The following is a 22,221-nucleotide window of genomic DNA, read 5'->3' as shown; positions in this document are numbered from 1 at the left end:
GGGTTCCCGCCACGCAAAGGCTGTCGCGATGCGGCTTGGACAGGTTCTTACAGGGTTCGCCCGATTATTTCCCAGCCCCCTGCATAAGTCAAAAACGCATGCTGTTTCGAAAAAGCCTGATCCATGAGATGTCATGGGTGGCGCTCGCCGTGTTCATCGTCGTGCTGTTGCTGGTCATGACGACCCAGATCGTCCGCTTCCTGGGCCAGGCGGCCGTGGGTTCGCTCGCCTCGGGCGCGGTGTGGGCGATGATGGGGTTCACGTCGATCCGCTACCTGCCCACGCTGCTGTCGCTGATGCTGTTCGCGGCGGTGCTGTCGGTGATGATGCGGCTGTGGCGCGACAACGAGATGGTGATCTGGTTTGCCAGCGGTCGATCGGTGCGCAGCTTCATCGGTCCGGTGCTGGAGTTCTCGGTGCCCATCGTGCTGCTGATCGCGCTGCTGTCGCTGTTCGTCTCGCCGTGGGCGATGAAGAAGGGCGACGAGTTCCGTCGCGATTCGCTGGCCCGCCAGGAGGTGACGCAGGTGGCGCCGGGGGTGTTCCGCGAGGCGGCCGGCTCGGATCGCGTATACTTCGTGGAGAACTTCGGCGCGGGCGCCACCGGCAGCAACGTGTTCGTGCAGGTGCGCCGCGAAAACAAGACCTCGATCATCCTGGCGCAACGCGGCGGCCTGACGCTGGGGGCGGACGGCGAGCGCTGGCTGTGGCTGGGCGATGGCCGGGCCTATTCGGGCGAGCCGGGCACCGAGGAATACGAGATCCTCAACTTCAAGAAGGCCACCCTGCTGATCGAGCAGGATTCGCGCAGCGCCACCAGCAGTTCCACCCGCGCCACCCAGAGCCATGAGCTGTGGGCCAGTTCGTCGCTGGAGCACCAGGCCGAGCTGGCGTGGCGCGCCGCGTTGCCGATCTCGGCGCTGATCCTGTCGCTGGCCGCGGTGCCGCTGGCGTTCTTCAATCCGCGGGGCGGGCGCGCCTTCAACCTGCTGTTCGCCGCCTTCCTGTACTTCTTCTATTACAACTGCATCAACCTGATGCAGGTCTGGATCGCCACCGGCAAGATCCCGGTGTGGCTCAACATGTGGCCGCTGCACGGCCTGGCGCTGGCCATCACGATCTGGATGTTCCGCTGGCGCAGCCGGCTGAGGTCCGCCAAATGAGCCTGCTGGCGCGCTACCTGTTCAAGGAGCTGACCATCTTCGTGGTGTTCACGTTGCTGGGGCTGCTCGGGCTGTACACCTTCTTCGACTTCATCGCTGAACTATCCGACCTGGGCGACGGCGGCTACCGGGTGGTCGACGCGGTGATCTTCGTGCTGCTGCGCACGCCGGGCAACGCCTACGAGCTGATGCCGATCGCGGTGCTGATCGGCGCCATCTTCGCCCTGGCCAATCTGGCCGGCAATTCCGAACTGACGGTGATGCGGGCCTCGGGCGTGTCGGTGGCGCGCCTGCTGGGCTGGCTGATCGTGGCTGGCGTGACCTACGCGGCCGCCACAGTGGCGCTGGGCGAGTTCATCGTGCCGCAGGCCGAGCGCATGGCCAACCAGCACCGGCTGTCCGCCACCAAGAAGATGCTGGTGGGTGAATTCCGCTCCGGCGTGTGGGTGAAGGACGACCGGCAGATCGTCAATATCGGCGAGATGCTGCCCGACCTGACGGTCCTGGGCGTGCGCATCTACGAGCTGGGCGAGGGCATGTCGCTCAGCCGCATCGTCGAGGGCCTGGAAGGCCACTACATCGGCAATGGCCGCTGGAGCCTGTCCGGCCCGCGCGAAACGCGCTTCGCCAAGGATCTGCAAGGCGTGCAGGTGGTGACGCCGACCAAGCTGGAATGGAAGACCTCGATCACGCCGGAGATGCTGGCCGTGCTGCTGGTCGAGCCGTCGCAGATGTCGGCGCAGTCGCTGTACCGCTATATCGACCACCTCAAGCGCAACCGGCAGCAGACCAGCCGCTACGAACTGGCGCTGTGGGGCAAGCTGTTCTACCCGCTCGCCTGTCTGTCGATGATGGTGATCGCGCTGCCGTTCGCCCAATCGCAACGTCGTTCCGCCAATGTCGGGACGCACCTGTTCGTCGGCATCCTGGCCGGGCTGGTGTTCCACTTCCTGAACCGGGTGGTGGTCTACCTGGGCCAGCTCAACGCCTGGCCGCCGCCGATCGTCGTCTCGATCCCGACGCTGCTCTTCATGGCGATTGCACTGTTGCTGCTCTGGCGGCAAGAGAAGCGCTGAAATCCGGCGCGGGCCGGGTGTCGGGACGATCCCGCCGCCCGCTCGCCGAAATATCGAGGACTCTCCATGCATATCCTGTTGACCGGCGGCGCGGGCTACATCGGCTCGCACACCTACGTCGAGCTGATCGAAGCCGGCTTCACGCCGGTGATCTTCGACAATTTCTCCAACGCCAAGCCCGAGGTGGTGGCGCGCCTGGAGCGCATCACCGGGCGCAGCGTGCCGTTCGTCGAGGGCGACATCCGCGACCGCGCCGCGCTCGACGCCGCCTTCGCGCGCTATCCGATCCATGCGGTGGTGCATTTCGCCGGCCTCAAAGCGGTGGGCGAATCGGTCGAGCAGCCGCTGGCGTATTACGACAACAACTTCGTCGGCACCGTGCGCCTGCTGGAGGCGATGAAGGCCGCCGGCGTGCGCAAGCTGGTGTTCTCGTCCTCCGCCACGGTGTACGGCGACCCGCATACCGTGCCGATCCGCGAGGAATTCCCGCTGTCGGCGACCAACCCCTACGGCCGCTCCAAGCTGATGATCGAGGACATGCTGCGCGATCTGTACCGCTCGGATGCCGGCTGGGACCTGGCCATCCTGCGCTACTTCAACCCGGTGGGCGCGCACGCGTCCGGCCTGATCGGCGAAGACCCACGCGGCATCCCCAATAACCTGCTGCCCTTCGTGGCCCAGGTGGCGGTCGGCAAGCGCGAGCAGTTGTCGGTGTTCGGTGGCGATTACGCCACCCCCGACGGCACCGGCGTGCGCGACTACATCCACGTGGTCGACCTGGCGCGCGGGCACGTCAAGGCATTGCAGAAGCTGGATACCGCTCCCGGCTGCTTCGTGGTCAACCTGGGCACCGGCCAGGGCTACTCGGTGCTGGACATGGTGCGCGCGTTCGAGGCCGCCAGCGGCCGCCCGGTGCCGTACCGCATCGTGGCGCGCCGCGCCGGCGACATCGCCAGCTGCTACGCCGATCCGGCCCAGGCCGAGCAGGTGCTGGGCTGGCGCGCGGAGCGGACGCTGGACGACATGTGCCGCGACGCCTGGCGCTGGCAGTCCGGCAACCCCGACGGCTATCCCGACCGCGCCTGAGCACGTCTGAGCGCCCCACGCCGGCCGTGGGGCCCGCCCCGGCCGGCGTCGTCCGCATCGTGGGTAAGCCGGCGCGTTTGCAAGCGGCTTCTGGGCCGTTATGCTTTGCGGCCAAGGAGAACACATGCACGCCGCCGATTTTGTCCAATGGTTCCGTCAGGCCGCCCCGTACATCCACGCCTTCCGGGGGCGCACCTTCGTCATCGCGCTGGGCGGCGAAGTGGTGCGCGATGGCCGCTTCGTCACCCTGACCCATGACATCAACCTGCTGACCAGCCTGGGGGTGCGGCTGGTAGTGGTGCACGGCGCGCGGCCGCAGATCGAGGCGCGCATGGCCGAACGCGGGCTGGAGGTGCGTTACCACCACGGCCTGCGCGTCACCGACGGCGACACGCTGGAATGCGTGATCCAGGCATCCGGCCAGGTGCGGGTGGAGATCGAATCGCTGCTGTCCATCGGTCTGGCCAACTCGCCGATGGCCAACGCCGACATCCGCGTCTCGGCCGGCAACTTCATCACCGCGCAGCCGATGGGCGTGCGCGACGGCATCGACCTGCTCTACACCGGCGAGGTGCGCAAGGTGGACACCGTCGCCATCAACCACCGGCTGGAGGACAACGAGCTGGTGCTGCTGTCCACGCTCGGTTACTCGCCCACCGGCGAGGTGTTCAACCTGCCGCTGGAGGATGTCGCCACCAGCGCCGCCATCGCGCTCAAGGCCGACAAGCTGTTGTTCCTGTTCGGCCACGATGGCGTGCTGGACGCGCAGGGCGAACTGCAGACCGAGCTGACCGCGCTGGCGGCCGAGCAACTGCTGGCCGGCCACCCCGAAACCAACGAGGACATCCGGCTCTACCTGCCGTGCGCCATCCGCGCGGTGCGGCGCGGCGTCAACCGCGCCCACCTGATCAGCCACCACGTCGACGGCGGCCTGCTGATGGAGCTGTTCACCCACGACGGCATCGGCACCATGATCTCGCGCGAGCCGCTGGAAACCCTGCGCCAGGCCGACATCGACGACGTCGGCGGCATGCTGGCGCTGATCGAGCCGCTGGAGGACCAGGGCGTGCTGGTCAAGCGCGGGCGCGAGCTGATCGAGCGCGAGATCGGGCGCTACTCGGTACTGGAACATGACGGCAAAATCATCGGATGTGTGGCCATCCATCCGTTTACCGAAGCCCGCATGGCCGAACTGGCGTGCCTGGTGATCGACCCGGATTATCGCGACGAGGATCGCGGCGCCGAACTGCTGCGGCATGTGGAACAGCAGGCGCGCAGCCTGGGCATGAACCAGTTGTTCGCGCTGACAACCCGCACCAGTCACTGGTTCGTCGAACGCGGCTTCGCGCAGGCGTCGGTGGACGAACTGCCGATGGAAAAAAAGCGCCTATACAATTACCAGAGGCGGTCCAAGGTGTTCATCAAGACGCTGAAGCGCTAGGATCGCCGGATGACGCCCGGCGCCGAGCATCGGCGTGGCGGGGCGGACGCCAAGCAGGGACGTTCGTCGCATACCCCATAACAACAGGCCACGCTGGATTCCCCGACCGATGCGCTCCCTTACCGCCCTAGGCTCGCTCCGCGCCCGGCTGATCATCGCCAGCGTGCTGGTGCAATGCACCATCCTGGCGTTCCTGCTGTTCAATACCTCCCGCATCTGGTCCGAAGCCACCAGCGAAACCACGGCCGTGCGGGTGCAGGAGCTGGCCCGGCTGCTCAACGCCGCGTTCGCCGGCCCGCTGTCCAACAACGACTTCGCCCGCGCCACCGACCTGATCGATTCGATCCGCGCCCCTGAGGGCATCGACTATCTGGTGTTGCTCGACGCCCAGAAACACGTGATCGGCGCGCGCGGCTGGGACATCGCGCAGCCGCTGCCGGCACCGACCCAGCTTGCCGGCGGCGAGATCCCGGTGCTGATCCACGCCCGCACCACCATCGAGTACGGCGGCGAAACGCTGGGCGAACTGCGCTTCGGCATCACCACCGGCATCATGCGCGAGGCCATCGAGCGCCTCACCTTGCAGAACGCCATCACCATGATCGCCGGCATCGTCGCCTCCGCCGTGCTGATGGCGTTGCTGGGGCTGTGGCTGACGCACCGGCTGTACAAGCTGATCGGCGCCGCCGAAGTGGCCGCCTCCGGCGGCAACGTCGATCTGCCCGAGCCCTCGGGCCAGGACGAGGTGGCGCAGCTGACGCGCCGCTTCAACGAGATGTCGCGCGCCATCCGCGAGCGCATCGTCGCCCTGCGCCACAACGAGGAGAAATTCCACGCCATCGCCGACTACACCTATTCCACCGAACTGTGGCTGGACCCGGAAGGGCGGCTGGTGTGGGTGAACGGCTCGGTGTCGCGGCTGGCGGGCTACTCGGTCAGCGAATGCATGCGGTTGGGCGACTTCCCGCTGTCGCTGGCCAGCCCGGACGAGCGGGTGCGTCTGACCGAGGCGCTCGACGACGCGCTGGCCGAGCGCTCGTCGGTGCAGGATTTCGAGTTCCGCGCGGTGCGGCGCGACGGCAGCCTGTTCTGGGCCGCCGCGTCGTGGCAGCCGCTTTACGACAGCCGGGGCGACTATCTCGGCCTGCGCGCCAGCATCCGCGACAACTCCGAGCTGAAGGACGACCGGCTGGCGCTGCGCAAGGCGGTGATCGAGCTGCGGCAGATCCAGGCATTGGGCCAGAGCTACCTGCAACGCGCCGAGGCCGAGCGCGCGCGCCTGACCGCGCTGCTGTCGGCGATGCGCTTCGGCGTGCTGTTCGTCGACCAGGACAACCGCGTGGTGTTCCACAACCCGGCGTTCTGCGACCTGTGGGGCCTGCCGCCGCAGGTGTCCATCATCGAGAAGCCGATCGGCCAGGTGTTGCAACAGGCCGAGAACCGCCCGGCGATCGGCGACATCGTCGCCCACTACCTCAAGGAATCGGCCCAGGTCGACGACCGCATCGACTACGGCGAACTGACCATGAACGACGGCCGGGTGCTGACCCAGCAGTGCTACCGCGTCGGCAGCGGCCAGCACGACAGCGGCCGGATGTGGATCTACGAAGACGTCACCCAGGATCGCCAGCTGGCCGAGCGCATGATCAACCTGGCCGAGCGCGACGCGCTCACCGGGCTGTACAACCGCCACCGCTTCCAGCAGGAGCTGGAGCGCATGGTGTCCGAGGCCGACCGGCGCCAGGCGTCGATGGCGCTGTTGTTCTTCGACCTGGACGAATTCAAGTACGTCAACGACACCTTCGGCCACGGCATCGGCGACGAGCTGCTCAAGGCCATCGCCCGCGAGATCGGCGCCCAGGTGCGGCGCCACGAAGTGCTGTCGCGGCTGGGCGGCGACGAATTCGCCATCCTGGTGCCCGACTGCACCGAGTTCGAAGTCAGCAAGCTGGCCGAACGCATCGTCAACAGCGTCAACCAGATCCAGTTCAAGGTGGACGGCCACGTGTTGCGGCCGTCGTCGTCGGTGGGCGTCGCGCTTTTCCCGCAGCACGCCGCCAGCCCCGGCGAACTGGTGGCGCACGCCGATTCGGCGATGTACCAGGCCAAATCCGCCGGCAAATCCACCTGGCGCATGTATCGCCAGGAGGCCGACCAGTCGCGCAACGCCTTCACCCGGCTGTCGTGGAAGGACCGGATCGTCGAGGCGCTGGAGAACGACGGCCTGGAACTGCACTACCAGGGCATCTACGGCGCCAAGGAACGCAACCTGGCGCACCTGGAGGCGCTGGTGCGCATGCGCGACACCCAGAACCCCGGCGCGCTGATCCTGCCCGGCCATTTCATCCCGCACGCTGAGAAGACCGGCAAGATCGTCGACATCGACCGCTGGGTGATCAAGCGCACCATCGAACTGCTCGCCACCCGGCCCAACATGCCGTCGGTGGCGATCAACATCTCCGGCCGCTCGTTCGACGAGCCCGAATTGCCCGAATTCATCGGCAACCTGCTGCGGGTGCACCGCGTCGACCCGCGCCGGCTGCTGGTCGAGCTGACCGAGACCGCCGCCGTGTCCGACCTGCGCGACGCCCAACGCTTCATCGACGCCCTGCGCGATACCGGCTGCACCGTATGCCTGGACGATTTCGGCAACGGCTTCGCCTCGTTCGCCTATCTGAAGCAGTTGAAGGCCGACATCCTCAAGATCGACGGCTTCTTCGTGCGCGATCTGCCGAACGACCGCGACAGCCAGGTGTTCGTGCGCGGCATGGTCGACATGGCCCACGCCATGGACAAGACCACCATCGCCGAATTCGTCGAGAACGAGACCATCTACAACATGCTGGTGGAGTTCGGCGTGGACCTGGTCCAGGGCTACTACCTGGACAAACCGCAACGCCAGCATCCCGGCATCATGGAGAACTGACATGTTCCAGAACCCCAGCGACGACGAGATCCGCGCCCTGCTCAAGCGGGTGAAACGCATTGCCGTCGTCGGGCTTTCGCCCAACCCCGAGCGCCCCAGCTATGGCGTCTCGGCCTTTTTGCAACGCGTCGGCTACCGGATCGTCCCGGTGCGGCCCAAAGTGACCGAGGTGCTGGGCGAGCCCGCCTTTGCCACCCTGGACGACGTGCCCGGCCAGATCGATCTGGTGGACGTGTTCCGCCGCGCCGAGGAGATCGACGCCGTGGTGGACGACGCCATCCGCCTCAAGCTGCCGGCGATCTGGATCCAGCTCGGCATCGTCAACGAGCCGGCCGCCGAGCGCGCCCGCGCCGCCGGCCTGACCGTGGTGATGGATCGCTGCATCAAGATCGAGTACGCCCGGCTGTGCGTGTAGGCGGCGCGCGGCGCGGGGGATTTGCCACAGCCCGTGCCGCCGATTAGCCTAGCGTTATCTTTTCCGTTCTTCGCGATCCCGCTCCCATGAAGCTGCGCTTTACCAAGATGCATGGCCTGGGCAACGACTTCGTCGTGCTCGACGGCGTGCGCCAGCAAGTCCGCCTCGACGCCGAACTGCTGCGTCGGCTGGGTCACCGCAATTTCGGCATCGGCTTCGACCAGTTGCTGCTGGTCGAGCCCAGCGACTCGGCCGGCATCGACTTCCGCTACCGCATCTTCAATTCGGACGGCGGCGAGGTCGAGCAATGCGGCAACGGCGCGCGCTGCTTCGCCCGTTTCGTCCACGACCAGGGCCTCACCGATCAGACCGAGATCGCCGTGCAGACCGCGCGCGGCGTGATCTACCCGCGCCTGGAGCAGGACGGCAACGTCACCGTGGACATGGGCGTGCCGCGCCTGTCGCCGGCCGAGATCCCGTTCCTGGCCGACGAGGAACACCTGAACTACCCGCTCGACGTGGCCGGCCACCTGTACGACATCAGCGTGGTGTCGATGGGCAACCCGCACGCGGTGCAGGTGGTGGGCGACGTGGAAAGCTTCCCGGTCGGCCGGCTCGGCCCGCTTATCGAGCATCACCCGCGCTTTCCCGAGCGGGTCAATGCCGGCTTCATGCAGATCGTCGGCCGGGGCGAGATCCGCCTGCGCGTGTTCGAGCGCGGCGCTGGCGAGACGCTGGCCTGCGGCACCGGCGCCTGCGCCGCCGTGGTGGTCGGCATCCGCCGCGGCCTGCTCGATGGCGAAGTGCTGGTGCATACCCACGGCGGCGACCTCACCATCCGCTGGCAGGGCGAAGGCCAGCCGGTGCTGATGACTGGCCCGGCCGCCACCGTATTCGAAGGCACCATCGATCTGTGACGCCTCGCGCGTCGCCCACCGCACATACATCCCCCGAGGAGTAGGCAGCATGCAGTCGCAGGACATCCTGGCGTGGCTGAAGAGCAATCCGGCTTTCTTCGATGAATACGCCGACGACGTCGCCGAAATCTACGTGCCGCACAGCCATCGCGGCCAGGCCGTCTCGCTGGCCGAACGGCAGCTGATCACCCTGCGCGAAAAGGCGCGCGCGCTGGAGGCGCGGCTGTCCGAGCTGTTGCAGTTCGGCGAGGACAACGACGTGATCTCCGACAAGCTGCACAAGCTGACGGTCGACCTGATCCAGGCCGAGGATCTGTCCGGCGTGGTGGGCACCCTGGAATACCATTTGCGCGAGCGCTTCCACGTGCCGTACGTGGCGATCCGGCTGTGGCTGCCCACCGATTCCACCCTGCGCGAATTCCAGCCGGTGGGCGAAGCGGTGCAGCGGCTGGCGCAGAACCTGGTGTCGCCGTACTGCGGCCCCTACGTCACCGACGAAGTGCTGGCCTGGTTCGACCAGGACGCCACCGAGCTGCGCTCGTTCGCCCAGTTCGCGCTGCGCACCGGCGAAGAGCCGTTCGGCATCCTGGTGCTGGCCAGCGGCGACGAGGACCGCTTCTATCCCGACATGGGCACGCTCTACCTGCAACGCCTGTCCGAGCTGGTCTCGGCCACGGTGCGCCGGCTGGTGCCGACTACCGCCCAGGTCGAGGTCGAAGAACTGCCGCACGAGGACGCCATCGACGGCGCCCGCCAGGAAGACTGACCGTGGATCAGCCGTTCGCCCATTTCGACCGTTATCTGGCGGGCGAACGGCAGGCCAGCGAACACACCCGCCGTGCTTACGGCGAGGATCTGGCGCGGCTGGCCACGCTGGCCGGCGGCCGCGATCTGGCCACCCTCACCCCCACCGACATCCGCGGCTTCGTGCGGCGCATGGCCACCAAGGGCCTGTCGCCGTCCAGCATCGGCCGCATCCTGTCCGCCTGGCGCGCCTTCTACAAGATCATGAAGCGCGACCTGGGCTGGGGCGCCAGCCCGGTCGGCGGCGTCAAGCCCCCCAAGCGCCCGCCGCGCCTGCCGGCGGCGATGACCGTCGACGGCGCCGAGGGCCTGCTCAACGCGCTGCCGGACGACGAGGACCTCGCCTGCCGCGACAAGGCGATCTTCGAACTGGCGTATTCGTCCGGCCTGCGCGTCTCCGAACTGGCCAGCCTGCGCCTGCCCGAACTCGATCTGGAGCACGCCCTGGCGCGCGTCACCGGCAAGGGCGGCAAGACCCGCGTGGTGCCGGTGGGCGCCGCCGCCATCGAAGCGTTGCGGCGCTGGCTGCTGCTGCGCCCGCAATACGCCCGCGACGCCAGCGTCACGGTATTCGTCGGCCGTGGCGGCAAGCCGCTGACCACCCGCGCGATCCACGCCCGCCTGGCGCAATGGCGCCTGCGACTGGGCATCGCCGAACCGCTGTATCCGCACAAGCTGCGCCACAGCTGCGCCACCCACCTGCTGCAAAGCTCGCACGACCTGCGCGCGGTGCAGGAGCTGCTGGGCCACGCCCACCTGGCGACCACCCAGGTCTATACCCACCTCGACTATCAGGCGCTGGCGAAGGCGTATGACGAGTTTCACCCGCGCGCGAAGCGCAAGGAGTGAGCCTGCGGTGTGGGCGCCCCCAGCGGCGTGCCGGTTGCGGCAAGCCCCCGGCCGAGCCGGGCGCGTAACGGATGGGGCATGCCGGCAACGGCTCACTCCTTGCGCTTCCTGAATTGATTCCACTCCCCCCGCCCTCGCCGCCGCGAGGGGGCCTCGCTGTGCTCGTTCGTGGCGCGAATGGGGTGGGTTGGGGTGGCCCTTTGTGGCTTTGGGTGATGGGCGCTGGGCGCTCTTCGGCGGTGGTGTGCCGGCGTTGTCGCGCTTCCTGAATTGATTCCACTCCCCCCGCCCTCGCCGCTGCGAGGGAGCCTCGCTGCGCTCGTTCGTGGTGCGATTGGGATGGATTGGGGGAGGGCTGTTGTGGCTTTGGGGGGTGGGCGGGCCGGGTGCTCTTCGGCGGTGGTGTGCCGGTGTTTTCGCGCTTCCTGCTTGAATCCACTCCCCCGCCCTCGCCGCCGCGAGGGGGTCTCGCTACGCTCGCGCTCTGTTGATCCTGCTGACGGGTTGCCCTGTTGAAAGTGCATCTGGCCCCCGGCAGAGCCGGGCGCGTCGCAATGGTGGTGCGTGGGCAACCGCGCTTCCTGATTGATTCCACTCCCCCCGCCCTCGCCGCCACGAGGGGGCCTCGCTACGCTCGTTCGTGGTGCGATTGTGGGGTGGGGGAGGGGCGAGCGGGCGATTGCGCTGTTGGGTTCCGATCCGCTCGATGCGGCCGGGGGTTAGCTTTCCGGTTGCTCGGGCGGGGCGTCGGGGTGGGGGGCGGCGAGTTCGGCGGGCTGTTCCAGCAGGTGGATGTCCACCGGTAGCGGCGAGGCGGTGGTGACGGGCTGGGTGCGGCCCAGCGGGTCGGTGATGCCGCTGACGGGGTCGCTGTCGGCGCTGACGATGCGGTAGGGCACGCCGGGTGCGGGGCTGCCGGTCTGGTTGTCGCGCAGCACGAAGTGCGAGTGGAACAACGGTTGCGGCGCGGGGGCGATCTGGGCGGGCGGCGGCAGCAGGTCGGCCTCCGATGCGTGGCCCCAGCCGAGCTGGTCGTTGTAGCGCGAGTACAGCACCGCGCCGCATTCCAGCGTGTCCAGGTGATAGGCCAGCGCCTTGCCGGGGCCCAGGGTGGGATAGCGCGTCGACACGATGTGGGTCAGCCTGCCGCAGCGCGGACAGGTGGCCAGGTCGCCCACCCGCGCCACCGGGCGGCCGTCGATGGTGCATTGCGGATCGCCGCTGATGACCACGCCGCCGTGCGAGGTCCGGTCGCCCAATACGATGAAGCCTGCGATAGCCATGGGCATGTCCTCCCTGTTCTGATGATCGATGCGACCCACTACGTTCGCTGCGATGCACCAGAAGCGGTTTGCCCAGGGTCAAGAACAGGGAAGATGGGCCGTTCGTCGGACCGGGTCAGGCCGGCATGGCGCGCAGCCGCGACAGCGGCGAAGCCAGCACGATGGCGGCCTGCAGCGTGAAGCAGGCCACCGCGGCGACCAGACAGGCGACCTCTCCGCCCAACGCGCCGACGCCTGCCGCCAGTGCCGCGCCCAGCGGACGGGCGCCGTAAGTCGCCAGGGTGTTGATCGACGACACCCGCCCCAGCAACGCGTGCGGCGTCACCGCCTGACGCAGGGTGGTGGTGGCCACGGTCCAGATCACCGAGCCGGCGCCGATCAGGAAGAAGCACAGCCCCGCCAGCCACGGCGTCGGCCACCACAGCGTGGCCAGCATCGCCAGTGCGGCGACCACCGCGCCCAGCGGTGCCACGCGCATCTGCGCGCCGGGCGACAGGTGGCGACCGACCCGCGACAGCAGCAGCGCCGACAGCACCATGCCGCCGCCGTAGGCCGCCAGCGTCATGCCGACGCCGCTGCCCGACAACCCCAGGTGGCGCACCGCGTAGGGCACGTACACCGTCTGGAGCACGAAATACGCCACGTTGAATACCGACGAGGTCAGCAGCATCGCCCTCAGCAGCGGCTGGCGGATGGCGAAATCCGCGCCTTCGCGCAGTTCGTGCGAGAAGTCGCGGCGCGGCTGGTCGGGCGGCGGCGCGCCGGTCGGCAGGCCGCGCAACGCGAACGCCGCGCCCAGCGACAGCGTCGCCGCCACGGCGAACGCCGGCCCGCCGCCGGTCCAGCCGACCAGCACCCCGCCCAGCGCCGGTCCGCCGGTCAACGCCAGGCTGCGTACCAGCTCGATGCGGCCGTTGGCCTGCACCAGTTGCTCGCGCGGCACCACCGCCGGAATCAGCGCCGGCGTCGCCACGCTGTAGGCCACCGCGCCGACGGTGGCGACGAACGACAGCAGCGCCAGCAGCCACAGGTTCAGCCCGCCCAGCCACGCCAGCAGCACGATGGCGACGAAGCAGGCGGCACGCGTCAGCTCGCCCAGCGCCATCATCCCGCGCCGCGAACTGCGGTCGGCGATCACGCCCAGCGGCACCGCCAGCAACAGGAACGGCAGCGTCTGCGCCACTTGCAGCAGGCCGGTGCCGGTCACGTCGCTGCCCAATGCCAGCACCGCCACCAGCGGCGCGGCCGCCAGCCCGAGCTGCTGCGCGCATTGCGAGGCGAGGTTGGACGCCGCCAGGCGGCGGAAGGCGGGCGGAAGCGGGTTCATGAAAACGTCACGAAGGGTGGGTCGTGGAGCGTAGCGCGAAACCGGCCACGTCGTTGGTCTTTGCTTGTCCAGCTCGGGATCGGCGGCCGATCCAGGCCCGCCACCCCGCTACGCGGCGGCGGCCTCGCGCTCCAGCAGGGTCCGCTTGCGCGCCACGCCCCAGCGGTAGCCGGACAGCGCGCCGTCCTGGCGCACCACGCGATGGCAGGGGATCGCCACCGCCAGCGTGTTGCCGGCGCAGGCGCGCGCCACCGCGCGGGCGGCGCTGGGCGCGCCGATGCGCTCGGCGATCTCGGCGTAGCTGGCGGTGCTGCCGGGCGGAATCTGGCGCAACGCCTGCCACACCCGCTGCTGGAACGCGGTGCCGCGCACGTCCAGCGGCAGCGCTACCGGCGTGGCCGGTGCTTCGATCAGCCCGATCACCGTGGCCATCCATTGCTCGAAGGTGGCGTCGCCGCCGACCAGCTCGGCGCGGGGAAAGCGATCCTGCAACGCGCGCACCAGCGGCTCGGGCTCGTCGCCCAGCTCGATGCTGCACACGCCGCGCCCGGTGGCGGCCACCAGGATCGCGCCCAGCGAGCACTGGCCGACGCCGAAGCGGATGGTCTCGCCCGCGCCGCCGGCGCGGTAGTCGCCCGGCTTCATGCCCAGCAGCGCGCCGGCCTGCTCGTAGAAGCGTCCGGACGAGCCGAAGCCGGCGTCGTAATAGGCATCGGTGACGCTGTCGCCCTGTTGCAGGCTGTCGCGCACCCGCGCTGCGCGGTGGGCGGCGGCGTAGTCGCGCGGCGTCACGCCGGTCAGTTGCTTGAACACGCGGTGGAAGTGGTAGCGGCTGAGCCCGGCGATGGCGGCCAGTTCGTCCAGCGTCGGCGGCGTGGCGGCCACCGCGATGGCGCGGCAGGCGCGCTCGATGGCGGCGGCATGCGGCGAGGCGTCGGGCTGGTCGGGGCGGCAGCGCTTGCAGGGCCGGAACCCGGCGGCCTCGGCCGCGGCGGGGCTGTCGAAGAAGCTCACGTTGGCGGGTCTGGTCGGCCGCGAGGGGCACGAGGGCCGGCAGTAGATACCGGTGCTGTGCACGCCGTACCAGAAACTGCCGTCGGCGGCGGCATCGCGGGTTTCCACCGCGCGCCAGCGGGCGGCGTCGTCGGTGGGGAAGGGGGTCGCTCGGTTCATCATGCGCTCCTGTCAGTCGCTTCAGGCCCATGATGGCGCGCCGGCAGCGGCCGCGCACTCCGGTGCTTGCGCGGCAATGTGCCGGACGCTGTCGTGAAAAGACCTTGAACAGGCGCGTGGAGCGGCTGACAAAACCCAGCGTAGCGGTTCTGGCAAGAAGCGCGAAACGTCCTGAACGGCGGTAAACCGGACTTCCTCCGGTCGCACACAGTACAAGACGTAGGGCAAGTTTCAGCCCGACGCCCCGCGCGACGCCGCCTGAAGGGTTTTGCTAGCCACCCTCAGTGCCTGGGCGGGTTGAGCAGCGTCCAGTCGTTGACCCGGGCGTTGAAGAAGCCGCCGGCCTCGTAGGCGCGGCGGATGCGGCCTTCGGTGCGCAGGCGGGCCAGTCCGGCGTTCAAGGCGCGCGTGGCGCGGTCGCCGGCGGGGGTCGAGGCGAAGATGAAATGGCGGCTGCCGCTCATCGCCACCTTCACGCCCGGCAGCGGCACCAGCTTGATGCCTTCCAGCGTGGACGACAGGTCGGGCGTGGGCTTGAACGACATCAGCGTCACCTGGGCGCGGCCGGCGTTGAGCATGCGCGCGATCATCGGGAAGGTGGGGGCGCTTTCGATATGGGCGAAGCCCAGCTGCTGCAACACCTTGTAGTCGTTGACCCAGGCGCGGTTGGTGACGGCGGTCTGCTTGAGCACCTTGGCGATGGGCATCGTCAGCACTTCGGCATTGTCGGCCACGGTATACAGCCCGACCACGTATTCGCCTTCCTCGATCACCGCGCTGGACAACTGCACCTTGCGGTCCACCGCGTCGGCAGCCCACACCGAGGTGCCGCTGCCCGCGACACGGCCGTTTTCCACTTCGTGGAAGATGCGGGCGTAGCTGTTCAGCGGGCTGAAGCGCACCGCTTCGGTGGAGCCGCCCAGGCGCAGCGCCTGTTGCAGCAGGATCATCTCCACCGTGTCGCGCCGCGCGCCGGGGCCGCTGTAGTCGGTGATGGCCTGGACATCGCGCCCGGCCACCAGGCGCTGGTAGTCCGTCAGGACGTCCTGGGGAACGGCGATCAGCAATTCGCCCCGGGCGAACATGCTGACGAGCAGGCAGAGCAGGGGCAGCAGGCGTGACATGGTGCAAGGCGAGTGGGGCAATAAACACGACGATTCTAGCGACTATGTCACAGCCGGTGTTGCTGCCCCGCCATCTTTCAGCCCTTGGAAGAGCGCAGGTTGCCCGGCTTGAGGCGGGTGAACGCCAGCCCGTCGCGGTCGAACACGTGGAACGACGCAGCCGGCGCCGATACCTTGATCGCCTGGCCCAGTGCCACTTCGCGCTCGCCGTTGCCGCGCACCACGATGTCCTGGCCGCTGGACAGCGTGACGTACAGGTAGTTGGCCTCGCCCAGGTGCTCGACCAGATTGACGGTACCCGCGAAGCGTTCGCTGCCGTCGTGGTTCTCCCACAGGTGCTCGGCGCGGATGCCGACGGTCACGCGGTCGCCCACCGCGGCGCGGGTGCCGTCCACCTCGCTGTGCAGCGTCTGGCCGCCGGCCAGGGTCACGGTCATGCCCTGGGCGCCGGTATCGCTGACCACGCCTTCGAGCAGGTTCATCCTGGGCGAGCCGATGAAGGTGGCGACGAACAGGTTGGCCGGGCGCTGGTACAGCTCCAGCGGGGTGCCGGCCTGCTGGATGTGGCCGTCGTGCATCACCACGATCTTGTCGCCCAGCGTCATCGCTTCCACCTGATCGTGGGTCACGTAGACGATGGTGGCGTTCAGGTCGCGGTGCAGTTTGGCGATCTCCAGCCGGGTCTGCACCCGCAGCGCGGCGTCCAGGTTGGACAGCGGCTCGTCGAACAGGAACAGCTTGGGTTCGCGCACGATGGCGCGGCCGATGGCCACGCGCTGGCGCTGGCCGCCCGACAGCTCGCGCGGCAGGCGGGTCAGCAGGTGGTCGATCTTGAGGATGCTGGCGGCGTGGCGGATGCGGCGGTCGATCTCGTCCTTGCCCGCGCCCTGGATCTTCAGCCCGAACGCCATGTTCTTGTACACGTTCATGTGCGGGTACAGCGCGTAGCTCTGGAACACCATGGCGATGCCGCGCTGCGCCGGCGCCAGGTCGTTGACGCGGGCATGGTCGATCTCCAGATCGCCGCCGCTGATCTCCTCCAGGCCGGACAGCATGCGCAGCAGCGTGGATTTGCCGCAGCCGGACGGCCCCACCAGCACGACGAATTCGCCGTCCTCGATCTCCAGGTTGATGCCGGCCAGCACGTCGGTCTTGCCGTCGTAGCTCTTCTTCAGGTTCTTCAGCGATACGTGGGACATGGTGTTTGCTCCATCATCAGGTGAGTGCTGCGCGTCGACGGCAGCGGCTCGAATTCGGGGGGCTGGGTGGGAAGGGGGAAGAGGGAAGGGGGAAGAGGGAAGGGGGAAGGGGGAAGGGGGAAGGGAAAAAGCCGCAGCGCCAGAGGGGGTGGCTCGTGGTTTTGACGTTACCCTTCCCTCTTCTCCCTTCCCCCTTCCCAGCGTTACTTCACAGCGCCCGCGGTGATGCCGCGGATCAACTGGCGCGAGAAGAACATGTACAGCACCAGCACCGGCAGCACGGCCAGCGAGAGCGAGGCAAGCACGGCGTTCCAGTCGGTGGCGTACTGGCCGATGAACTGCTGCACCCCCAGGGTGATGGTCTGCGTTTCTTCGCCCGGCGCCAGGATCAGCGGGAACCACAGGTCGTTCCAGATCGGCACCATGGTGAACACCGCCACCGTGGCCACGGCCGGGCGGATCAGCGGCAGGATCACCTGGAAGAAGATCTTGAATTCGCCCACGCCGTCGCAGCGCGCCGCCTCCTTCAGCTCCTTGGGGATCTGCTGCATGAATTCGGACAGGATCATGATCGCCAGCGGCAGGCCCTGCGCCACGTAGACCAGGATCAGCGCGGTCAGCGTGTTCACCAGTTCCAGCGACACCATGATCTTGAGGATGGACACGGTGCCCAGGCGGATCGGCACCATGATGCCGAAGGCGAAGAACGCCATCAGCCAGCGGTTGCCGCGGAACTTGTATTCCGACAGCGCCCAGGCGGCCATCGCGCCGAAGAACAAAATCAGCACCAGCGAGGTCACGGTGACGATGGCGCTGTTGCCGAAGAAGTTGAAGAAGTGCGCGTTCTTCATCGCCTTCTCGAAGCCGATCAGCGACCAGCTTTCCGAGTTGGGCAGCGCCAGCGGCGAATCGAAGATCGCGGCGCGGCTCTTGAAGGCGTTGATCACGATCAGCACGATCGGGAACAGTGCGAGCACGGTATAGCCGGCCAGGATCACCTGGGTGAAGGTGGAACCGGCGAAACGGGTGACCTTGTGTTGCATGGTGGGCAACCCCTTAGAACGAGAAGCGCTGCAACTTACGTTGCACGAAGAAGAAGTAGAGTCCGACGCCCACCAGGATCACCAGGAACATCATCGTTGCCACCGCGGCGCCCAGCGTCGGGCTGCCCAGCTGGCTCTGGTAGCCGAAGAAGGCGCGGTAGAAATAGGTGCCGAGGATGTCGGTGCTGTAGCCGGGGCCGGCCAGCGCGCCCTTCACCGAGTAAATCAGGTCGAAGGCGTTGAAGTTGCCGACGAAGGTCAGGATGGTGGTCAGCCCCAGCGTGGGCAGGATCAGCGGCACGCGGATGGTCCAGAAGATGCGCCAGGCGGACGCGCCCTCGACCACGGCGGCCTCGATGATCTCGTCGGGAATGGCGATCAGCGCCGCGTAGATCAGCATCATCGGGATGCCGACGAACTGCCACACCGACATCAGCGACAGCGTGAACAGCGCGGTGGATTCGTCGCCCAGCCACGGCTGGAAGTGCTCCGCCAGGCCGACGTAGCCCAGCAGCGTCTCGGCTACGCCCCACAGCGGCGACAGGATCAGTTGCCAGACGAAGCCGATGATCACCACCGACAGCAGCGTCGGCAGGAAGATCAGCGTCTGGTAGGCCTTGGCGCCGCGCACGCCGCGCATGCTCAGCAGCGCCGCCAGCAGCAGGCCGATCGGGTTCTGGATCAGCATGTGCACCAGGAAGAACTTCACGTTGTTGCGCATCGCGTTCCAGAAGCCTTCGGACCAGTGCGGATCGACCATCAGCGTGTAGTAGTTGGCCAGGCCGGAGAACAACTGCTGGTTGGTGTCGGTGGTGGTGTAGAAGCCGAGCCGCAGGGTATCGATCAGCGGAAAGGCGCTGAAGATCGCGTAGACGAGGAAGGCCGGGGCGAGGAAGACCACGATGTGCCAGGGAAACGGCTTCTTCATGGCGGGTACTCCAGGAATCCGTGGCGCCGGGGCGCCGGGCAAAAAAAGGGCCGGCGGCGAACCGCCGGCCTCCAACTAGAAAGAATGGAGAGGAAGATCCATTCGTTGCGCCTTGCACCGCGCTCCAGCGCGCGATGACGACGGGCCGAGGATGGCCGACCCGCAGGTGCTGGGGCGGCGTGGGCCGGGCGCCGGGATGAACGCGCCACCATCGGCGGTGGGGAACCGGAATCGAGGCCCCCGGCAAAGCCGGGCGCTTACCCGCAGCGACGTGCCGGTAACGGCGCTCCCCTGCTGGATTCCCACTCCCCCCGCCCTCGCCGCCGCGAGGGAGCCTCGCGTTGCTCGGTGGTGGTTCATTCCGGATGCCCGCTGCCGCTCGATGAAGCGGCCCCACGCCAGCCGGGGTGATCGGTGCGCCGGTCAGGCCGGCGCGGTGTCGATCACTTGCCCGGCTTGTACCACTTGGTCAGACCGCCCTGGATGCGCTCGGCGGCGGCCTTGGGGGTCATCTTGCCGTTCAGGACCGCGCTGTTCACCGTCCACAGTTCGGTTTCCATGTTCGGCTCGCCACGGTTCAGGATCTGCGCGTTGAGGCGGATGGTGGAACCGCAGCTCTTACGCCAGTCGATCATCGACTTGGCGACCGGATCCTTCACCGCGATCAGGTGGTTCGACAGCGAGAAGAAGCCGGTGACCTTGTTGGTGTACAGGTCGGCGAACTCCTGGCTGCCCACCCATTGCAGGAACTTGTAGGCGTCGCCCTTGTTCTTGGACTTCGGGTTCACGCCGATGCCCAGGTCGGTGTGGTCGGAGATGTAGCACTTGTCGCCGGCCTTCTGCACCGGCGGCGGGAAGGCGCCGAAATCGACGCCCTGCTGGTTGTAGTAGCCGATGTCCCACGAGCCGGCCGGCACCATCGCGGCGCGGCCGCTGGCGAACAGGTTCTGGGTGTCGCCGTAGGTCTGCGAGCTGTAGCCCTTGGCCAGATACGGGCCCCACTTGGCCATCTCTTCCCACGCGGCCACGTATTGCGGATCGGTGAACCTGGCCTTGCCGGCGATCAGCGCCTTGCGGCCTTCCTCGCCCTTCCAGTAGTTGGGGCCGATGCCGGTGAACACGATCTGGCTCGATTCCCACTGGTCGGCGGTGCCCAGCGCGATCGGGGTCTTGCCGGCCTTCTTCACCGCCTCGGCCACCTTATAGAAGTCGGCCACGGTCTTCGGCGGTTGCAGGTTCAGGTCCTTGAAAATCTTCTTGTTGTAGAAGAAGCCGTGGATCACCGACGCCATCGGCATGCAGAACGTATCCTTGCCGTCGTCGCTCTGCCACGCCACCTTGGCCGAGGCCGGGAAGTTCTGCATCCCGCCCTTGCCGTCCAGCTTCTCCAGGTAGCCCTTCTTGAACAGGTCGAGCGACTTGTCGAACGGGCGGCAGGTGATCAGGTCGCCGGCGGTGCCGCCGGTGAGGCGCGCCTGCAGCGCGGAGTCGTATTCGGTCGGCGCGGTCGGGGAGAACTTGATCTGCACGCCCGGGTTGGATTTCTGGAATGCCGGGATCAGCACGTCTTCCCACAGCGCCTTGTCGTCCACGCGCCAGGATTCGATGGTCAGGGTACCGGCCTGGGCGGCACCGGCGGCCAGCATGGCGGCGATCAGCGCGCCTTGGGTCAAGCGGATGTTCTTCATGTATCGATCTCCTCAGATCCTGATGATTGCCGGGATACGTGACAGCCCCCGACCCCGGCCACCCCGGACAGCGCTCCAGACGCCGTCTTGTTCGGGACGCTCGCACCGTACCATCGGGCTTTTCGTGACACCACGACGCGGCCATTGGCGATGTCCTATTTGCTAATCGATTGATAAAAAAGGAATATTTGCTTTGCATGCCGCTGGGGCCGCTTGCAGTTCTTTACAAAGCCGGTCGGTGGACGGCGTGCCAGCCCGCGCCCAGCCGGCATCGCACCGCAACGGTGCGCCGGTCGGCACGGCTAGAGACGGCAAGAAAATGCAAGGCTTTGTTACAAAAGTGGGAGGGCGGTTACGCTATGCTCGCCCCGATTCGCGGGGGCGCAGATGAGAATGATTTGGGGTCGAGGCGGCACGGGCGTGCGCCGCATGGTGGCGGGGACGCTGCTATGGCTGGCGGCGGCGGGTGCGCACGCCACACAGACGCTGGACGTGCTGCACTGGTGGACCTCGCTGAGCGAGCGCCAGGCCGCCAACAGCCTGGCCGGCGCCCTGGCGACCGAGCAGCTTGCCTGGCGCGACGCCGCCATCCCCGGCGGCGCCGGCGTGGGCGCATTCAAGGTGCTGAAGAGCCGCGTGCTGTCCGGCCATGCGCCGGATGTGGCGCAGTTGATCGGCCCCACCATCGGCGACTGGGCGCAACTGGGCCTGCTGCTGGAACTGGACGACGTGGCCGACGACCAGGATTGGCAGGATCGCTTCTTCCCCACCATCTGGAAGCTATCGCGCTACAGCCAGCACGTGGTGGCGGTGCCGGTCGGCATCCATCGCATCAACAACCTGTACTACCGCCCTGAAGTGTTCGCCGAATTCGGCCTGCTGCCGCCGCGCAACTGGGCCGAGTTCGAGCGCGTCGCCGCGCAGTTGCAGCGCGCCGGCATCACCCCGCTGGCGCAGAGCGGCGAACCGTGGCAGGTGGCCACACTGTTCGAGACGCTGTTGTTGTCCGAAACCGGCCCCGCGTTTTACCGCCGGTTGTTCCGCCTGCGCGATCCGGCCGACTGGCAGGACATCCGCGTGCGCCGCGCGCTGGAGCGGCTGCGCAGCCTCAAGCGCTGGATGCCGCAGCCGGTGGCGCAGCGCAGCTGGGACGAAATGGCGCGCGGCTTCGCCCGTGGCGACGCCGCCATGTGGGTGATGGGCGACTGGGCGCGCGGCGAGCTGAACAGCCTGGGCCTGGAAGTGGACCGCCACTTCGGCTGCACCACCGTGCCCGGCACCGCCGGCATGCATCTCTACAGCGTCGATACCTTTGCCATGCTGTCCGGCGGCTACGTCAAGCTGCGCCAGCAGGAAGCCTTCGCCCGGCTGGCCGCCAGCGTGCCGGTGCAACTGGCATACAACCGCATCAAGGGCTCGGTGCCGGTCCGCCGCGACATCGACCCCGCCCAGCTCGACCCCTGTTCGCGCCAGAGCTGGCAGACCTTCGGCCGCGGCGACGCGGTGCAGGCGCCCAGCATCGTTCATCGCATGGCCACCGACGAAGCGATGAAGGATGCGATCATCGCCCAGGTCTACCGCTACTTCAGCGAAGACCAGATCCCCGCCCCCGAAGTGCAGCGCCGCCTGGCGGCGATCAGTCGGGCGTTGAAATGAATTGAGGCGGGGAAGGGGGAAGGGGGAAGAGGGAAGGGTAAAAGCCGAAGCGCCAACGGAAGCGGTTTTTGGTTTTGACGTTACCCTTCCCCCTTCCCCCTTCCCCCTTCCCCCTTCCCCCTT

Annotated in this window: 18 protein-coding genes; 10 read left to right on the top strand and 8 right to left on the bottom strand. The window is 67.7% G+C overall.

Annotated elements, in window-relative coordinates; genetic code table 11:
* The first annotated feature begins 98 nt into the window (after positions 1 to 98).
* The 9 genes from lptF (at position 99) to C556_RS0101990 (ending at position 10,677) form a co-directional block, all read left to right on the top strand.
* On the top strand, positions 99 to 1,163 hold the full coding sequence (lptF, locus tag C556_RS18950) for an LPS export ABC transporter permease LptF (protein WP_040430192.1): 1,065 nt from the start codon (positions 99 to 101) through the stop codon (positions 1,161 to 1,163).
* Positions 1,160 to 2,239: an LPS export ABC transporter permease LptG gene (lptG, locus tag C556_RS0102025; protein ID WP_018746555.1), complete on the top strand. Its 1,080-nt coding sequence runs from the start codon at positions 1,160 to 1,162 to the stop codon at positions 2,237 to 2,239. Before lptF ends, lptG begins: the two co-directional genes overlap by 4 nt.
* A gap of 66 nt (positions 2,240 to 2,305) precedes the next feature.
* Entirely contained in the window at positions 2,306 to 3,325 is a 1,020-nt protein-coding gene (galE, locus tag C556_RS0102020) for a UDP-glucose 4-epimerase GalE (RefSeq protein ID WP_018746554.1), read from the top strand.
* A 124-nt stretch (positions 3,326 to 3,449) separates the two neighbouring features.
* Positions 3,450 to 4,766, top strand: coding sequence for an amino-acid N-acetyltransferase (gene argA, locus C556_RS0102015; RefSeq protein WP_018746553.1), 1,317 nt, complete (start codon positions 3,450 to 3,452; stop codon positions 4,764 to 4,766).
* Positions 4,767 to 4,875: 109 nt separating this feature from the next.
* Positions 4,876 to 7,692, top strand: coding sequence for an EAL domain-containing protein (locus tag C556_RS18945; protein WP_018746552.1), 2,817 nt, complete (start codon positions 4,876 to 4,878; stop codon positions 7,690 to 7,692).
* Position 7,693: 1 nt separating this feature from the next.
* Entirely contained in the window at positions 7,694 to 8,107 is a 414-nt protein-coding gene (locus C556_RS0102005) for a CoA-binding protein (RefSeq protein ID WP_018746551.1), read from the top strand.
* An 86-nt stretch (positions 8,108 to 8,193) separates the two neighbouring features.
* Positions 8,194 to 9,024 carry a diaminopimelate epimerase gene (gene dapF / locus C556_RS0102000; protein WP_018746550.1) on the top strand — a complete coding sequence of 277 codons (831 nt, stop codon included), beginning with the start codon at positions 8,194 to 8,196 and terminating at the stop codon, positions 9,022 to 9,024.
* 49 nt (positions 9,025 to 9,073) lie between these two features.
* On the top strand, positions 9,074 to 9,790 hold the full coding sequence (locus C556_RS18940; RefSeq protein WP_018746549.1) for a DUF484 family protein: 717 nt from the start codon (positions 9,074 to 9,076) through the stop codon (positions 9,788 to 9,790).
* A 2-nt stretch (positions 9,791 to 9,792) separates the two neighbouring features.
* Complete coding sequence (locus C556_RS0101990; RefSeq protein WP_018746548.1) at positions 9,793 to 10,677, top strand: tyrosine-type recombinase/integrase; 885 nt, start codon at positions 9,793 to 9,795, stop codon at positions 10,675 to 10,677.
* Between the two features lie 719 nt (positions 10,678 to 11,396).
* On the opposite strand, the gene C556_RS21355 is transcribed toward C556_RS0101990, so the two are convergent.
* The 8 genes from C556_RS21355 to C556_RS0101950 form a co-directional block, all read right to left on the bottom strand.
* Positions 11,397 to 11,960: a PAAR domain-containing protein gene (locus C556_RS21355; RefSeq protein ID WP_018746547.1), complete on the bottom strand. Its 564-nt coding sequence runs from the start codon at positions 11,958 to 11,960 to the stop codon at positions 11,397 to 11,399.
* A 115-nt stretch (positions 11,961 to 12,075) separates the two neighbouring features.
* Positions 12,076 to 13,287, bottom strand: coding sequence for an MFS transporter (locus C556_RS0101980; RefSeq protein ID WP_018746546.1), 1,212 nt, complete (start codon positions 13,285 to 13,287; stop codon positions 12,076 to 12,078).
* A 108-nt stretch (positions 13,288 to 13,395) separates the two neighbouring features.
* Positions 13,396 to 14,460, bottom strand: a complete 1,065-nt coding sequence (gene ada / locus C556_RS0101975; protein WP_018746545.1) for a bifunctional DNA-binding transcriptional regulator/O6-methylguanine-DNA methyltransferase Ada — start codon at positions 14,458 to 14,460, stop codon at positions 13,396 to 13,398.
* Between the two features lie 281 nt (positions 14,461 to 14,741).
* Positions 14,742 to 15,584 carry a transporter substrate-binding domain-containing protein gene (locus tag C556_RS0101970; RefSeq protein ID WP_018746544.1) on the bottom strand — a complete coding sequence of 281 codons (843 nt, stop codon included), beginning with the start codon at positions 15,582 to 15,584 and terminating at the stop codon, positions 14,742 to 14,744.
* A gap of 77 nt (positions 15,585 to 15,661) precedes the next feature.
* A complete protein-coding gene (locus C556_RS0101965; protein WP_018746543.1) occupies positions 15,662 to 16,783 on the bottom strand; it encodes an ABC transporter ATP-binding protein in 1,122 nt (373 codons plus the stop codon).
* A gap of 203 nt (positions 16,784 to 16,986) precedes the next feature.
* Positions 16,987 to 17,826, bottom strand: coding sequence for a carbohydrate ABC transporter permease (locus tag C556_RS0101960; RefSeq protein WP_018746542.1), 840 nt, complete (start codon positions 17,824 to 17,826; stop codon positions 16,987 to 16,989).
* A 13-nt stretch (positions 17,827 to 17,839) separates the two neighbouring features.
* Positions 17,840 to 18,754, bottom strand: a complete 915-nt coding sequence (locus C556_RS0101955; RefSeq protein ID WP_018746541.1) for a carbohydrate ABC transporter permease — start codon at positions 18,752 to 18,754, stop codon at positions 17,840 to 17,842.
* 443 nt (positions 18,755 to 19,197) lie between these two features.
* Positions 19,198 to 20,442 (bottom strand): ABC transporter substrate-binding protein, encoded by a 1,245-nt coding sequence (locus C556_RS0101950; RefSeq protein ID WP_018746540.1) that lies wholly within the window; start codon positions 20,440 to 20,442, stop codon positions 19,198 to 19,200.
* A gap of 393 nt (positions 20,443 to 20,835) precedes the next feature.
* Between C556_RS0101950 and C556_RS18930 the strand changes: the two genes are divergently transcribed.
* Positions 20,836 to 22,098 (top strand): ABC transporter substrate-binding protein, encoded by a 1,263-nt coding sequence (locus tag C556_RS18930; RefSeq protein ID WP_211214652.1) that lies wholly within the window; start codon positions 20,836 to 20,838, stop codon positions 22,096 to 22,098.
* Positions 22,099 to 22,221: the final 123 nt, after the last annotated feature.

The organism is Chitiniphilus shinanonensis DSM 23277, assembly GCF_000374805.1.
Taxonomy (GTDB): domain Bacteria; phylum Pseudomonadota; class Gammaproteobacteria; order Burkholderiales; family Chitinibacteraceae; genus Chitiniphilus; species Chitiniphilus shinanonensis.
This window is presented reverse-complemented; position numbering and strand designations above follow the sequence as displayed.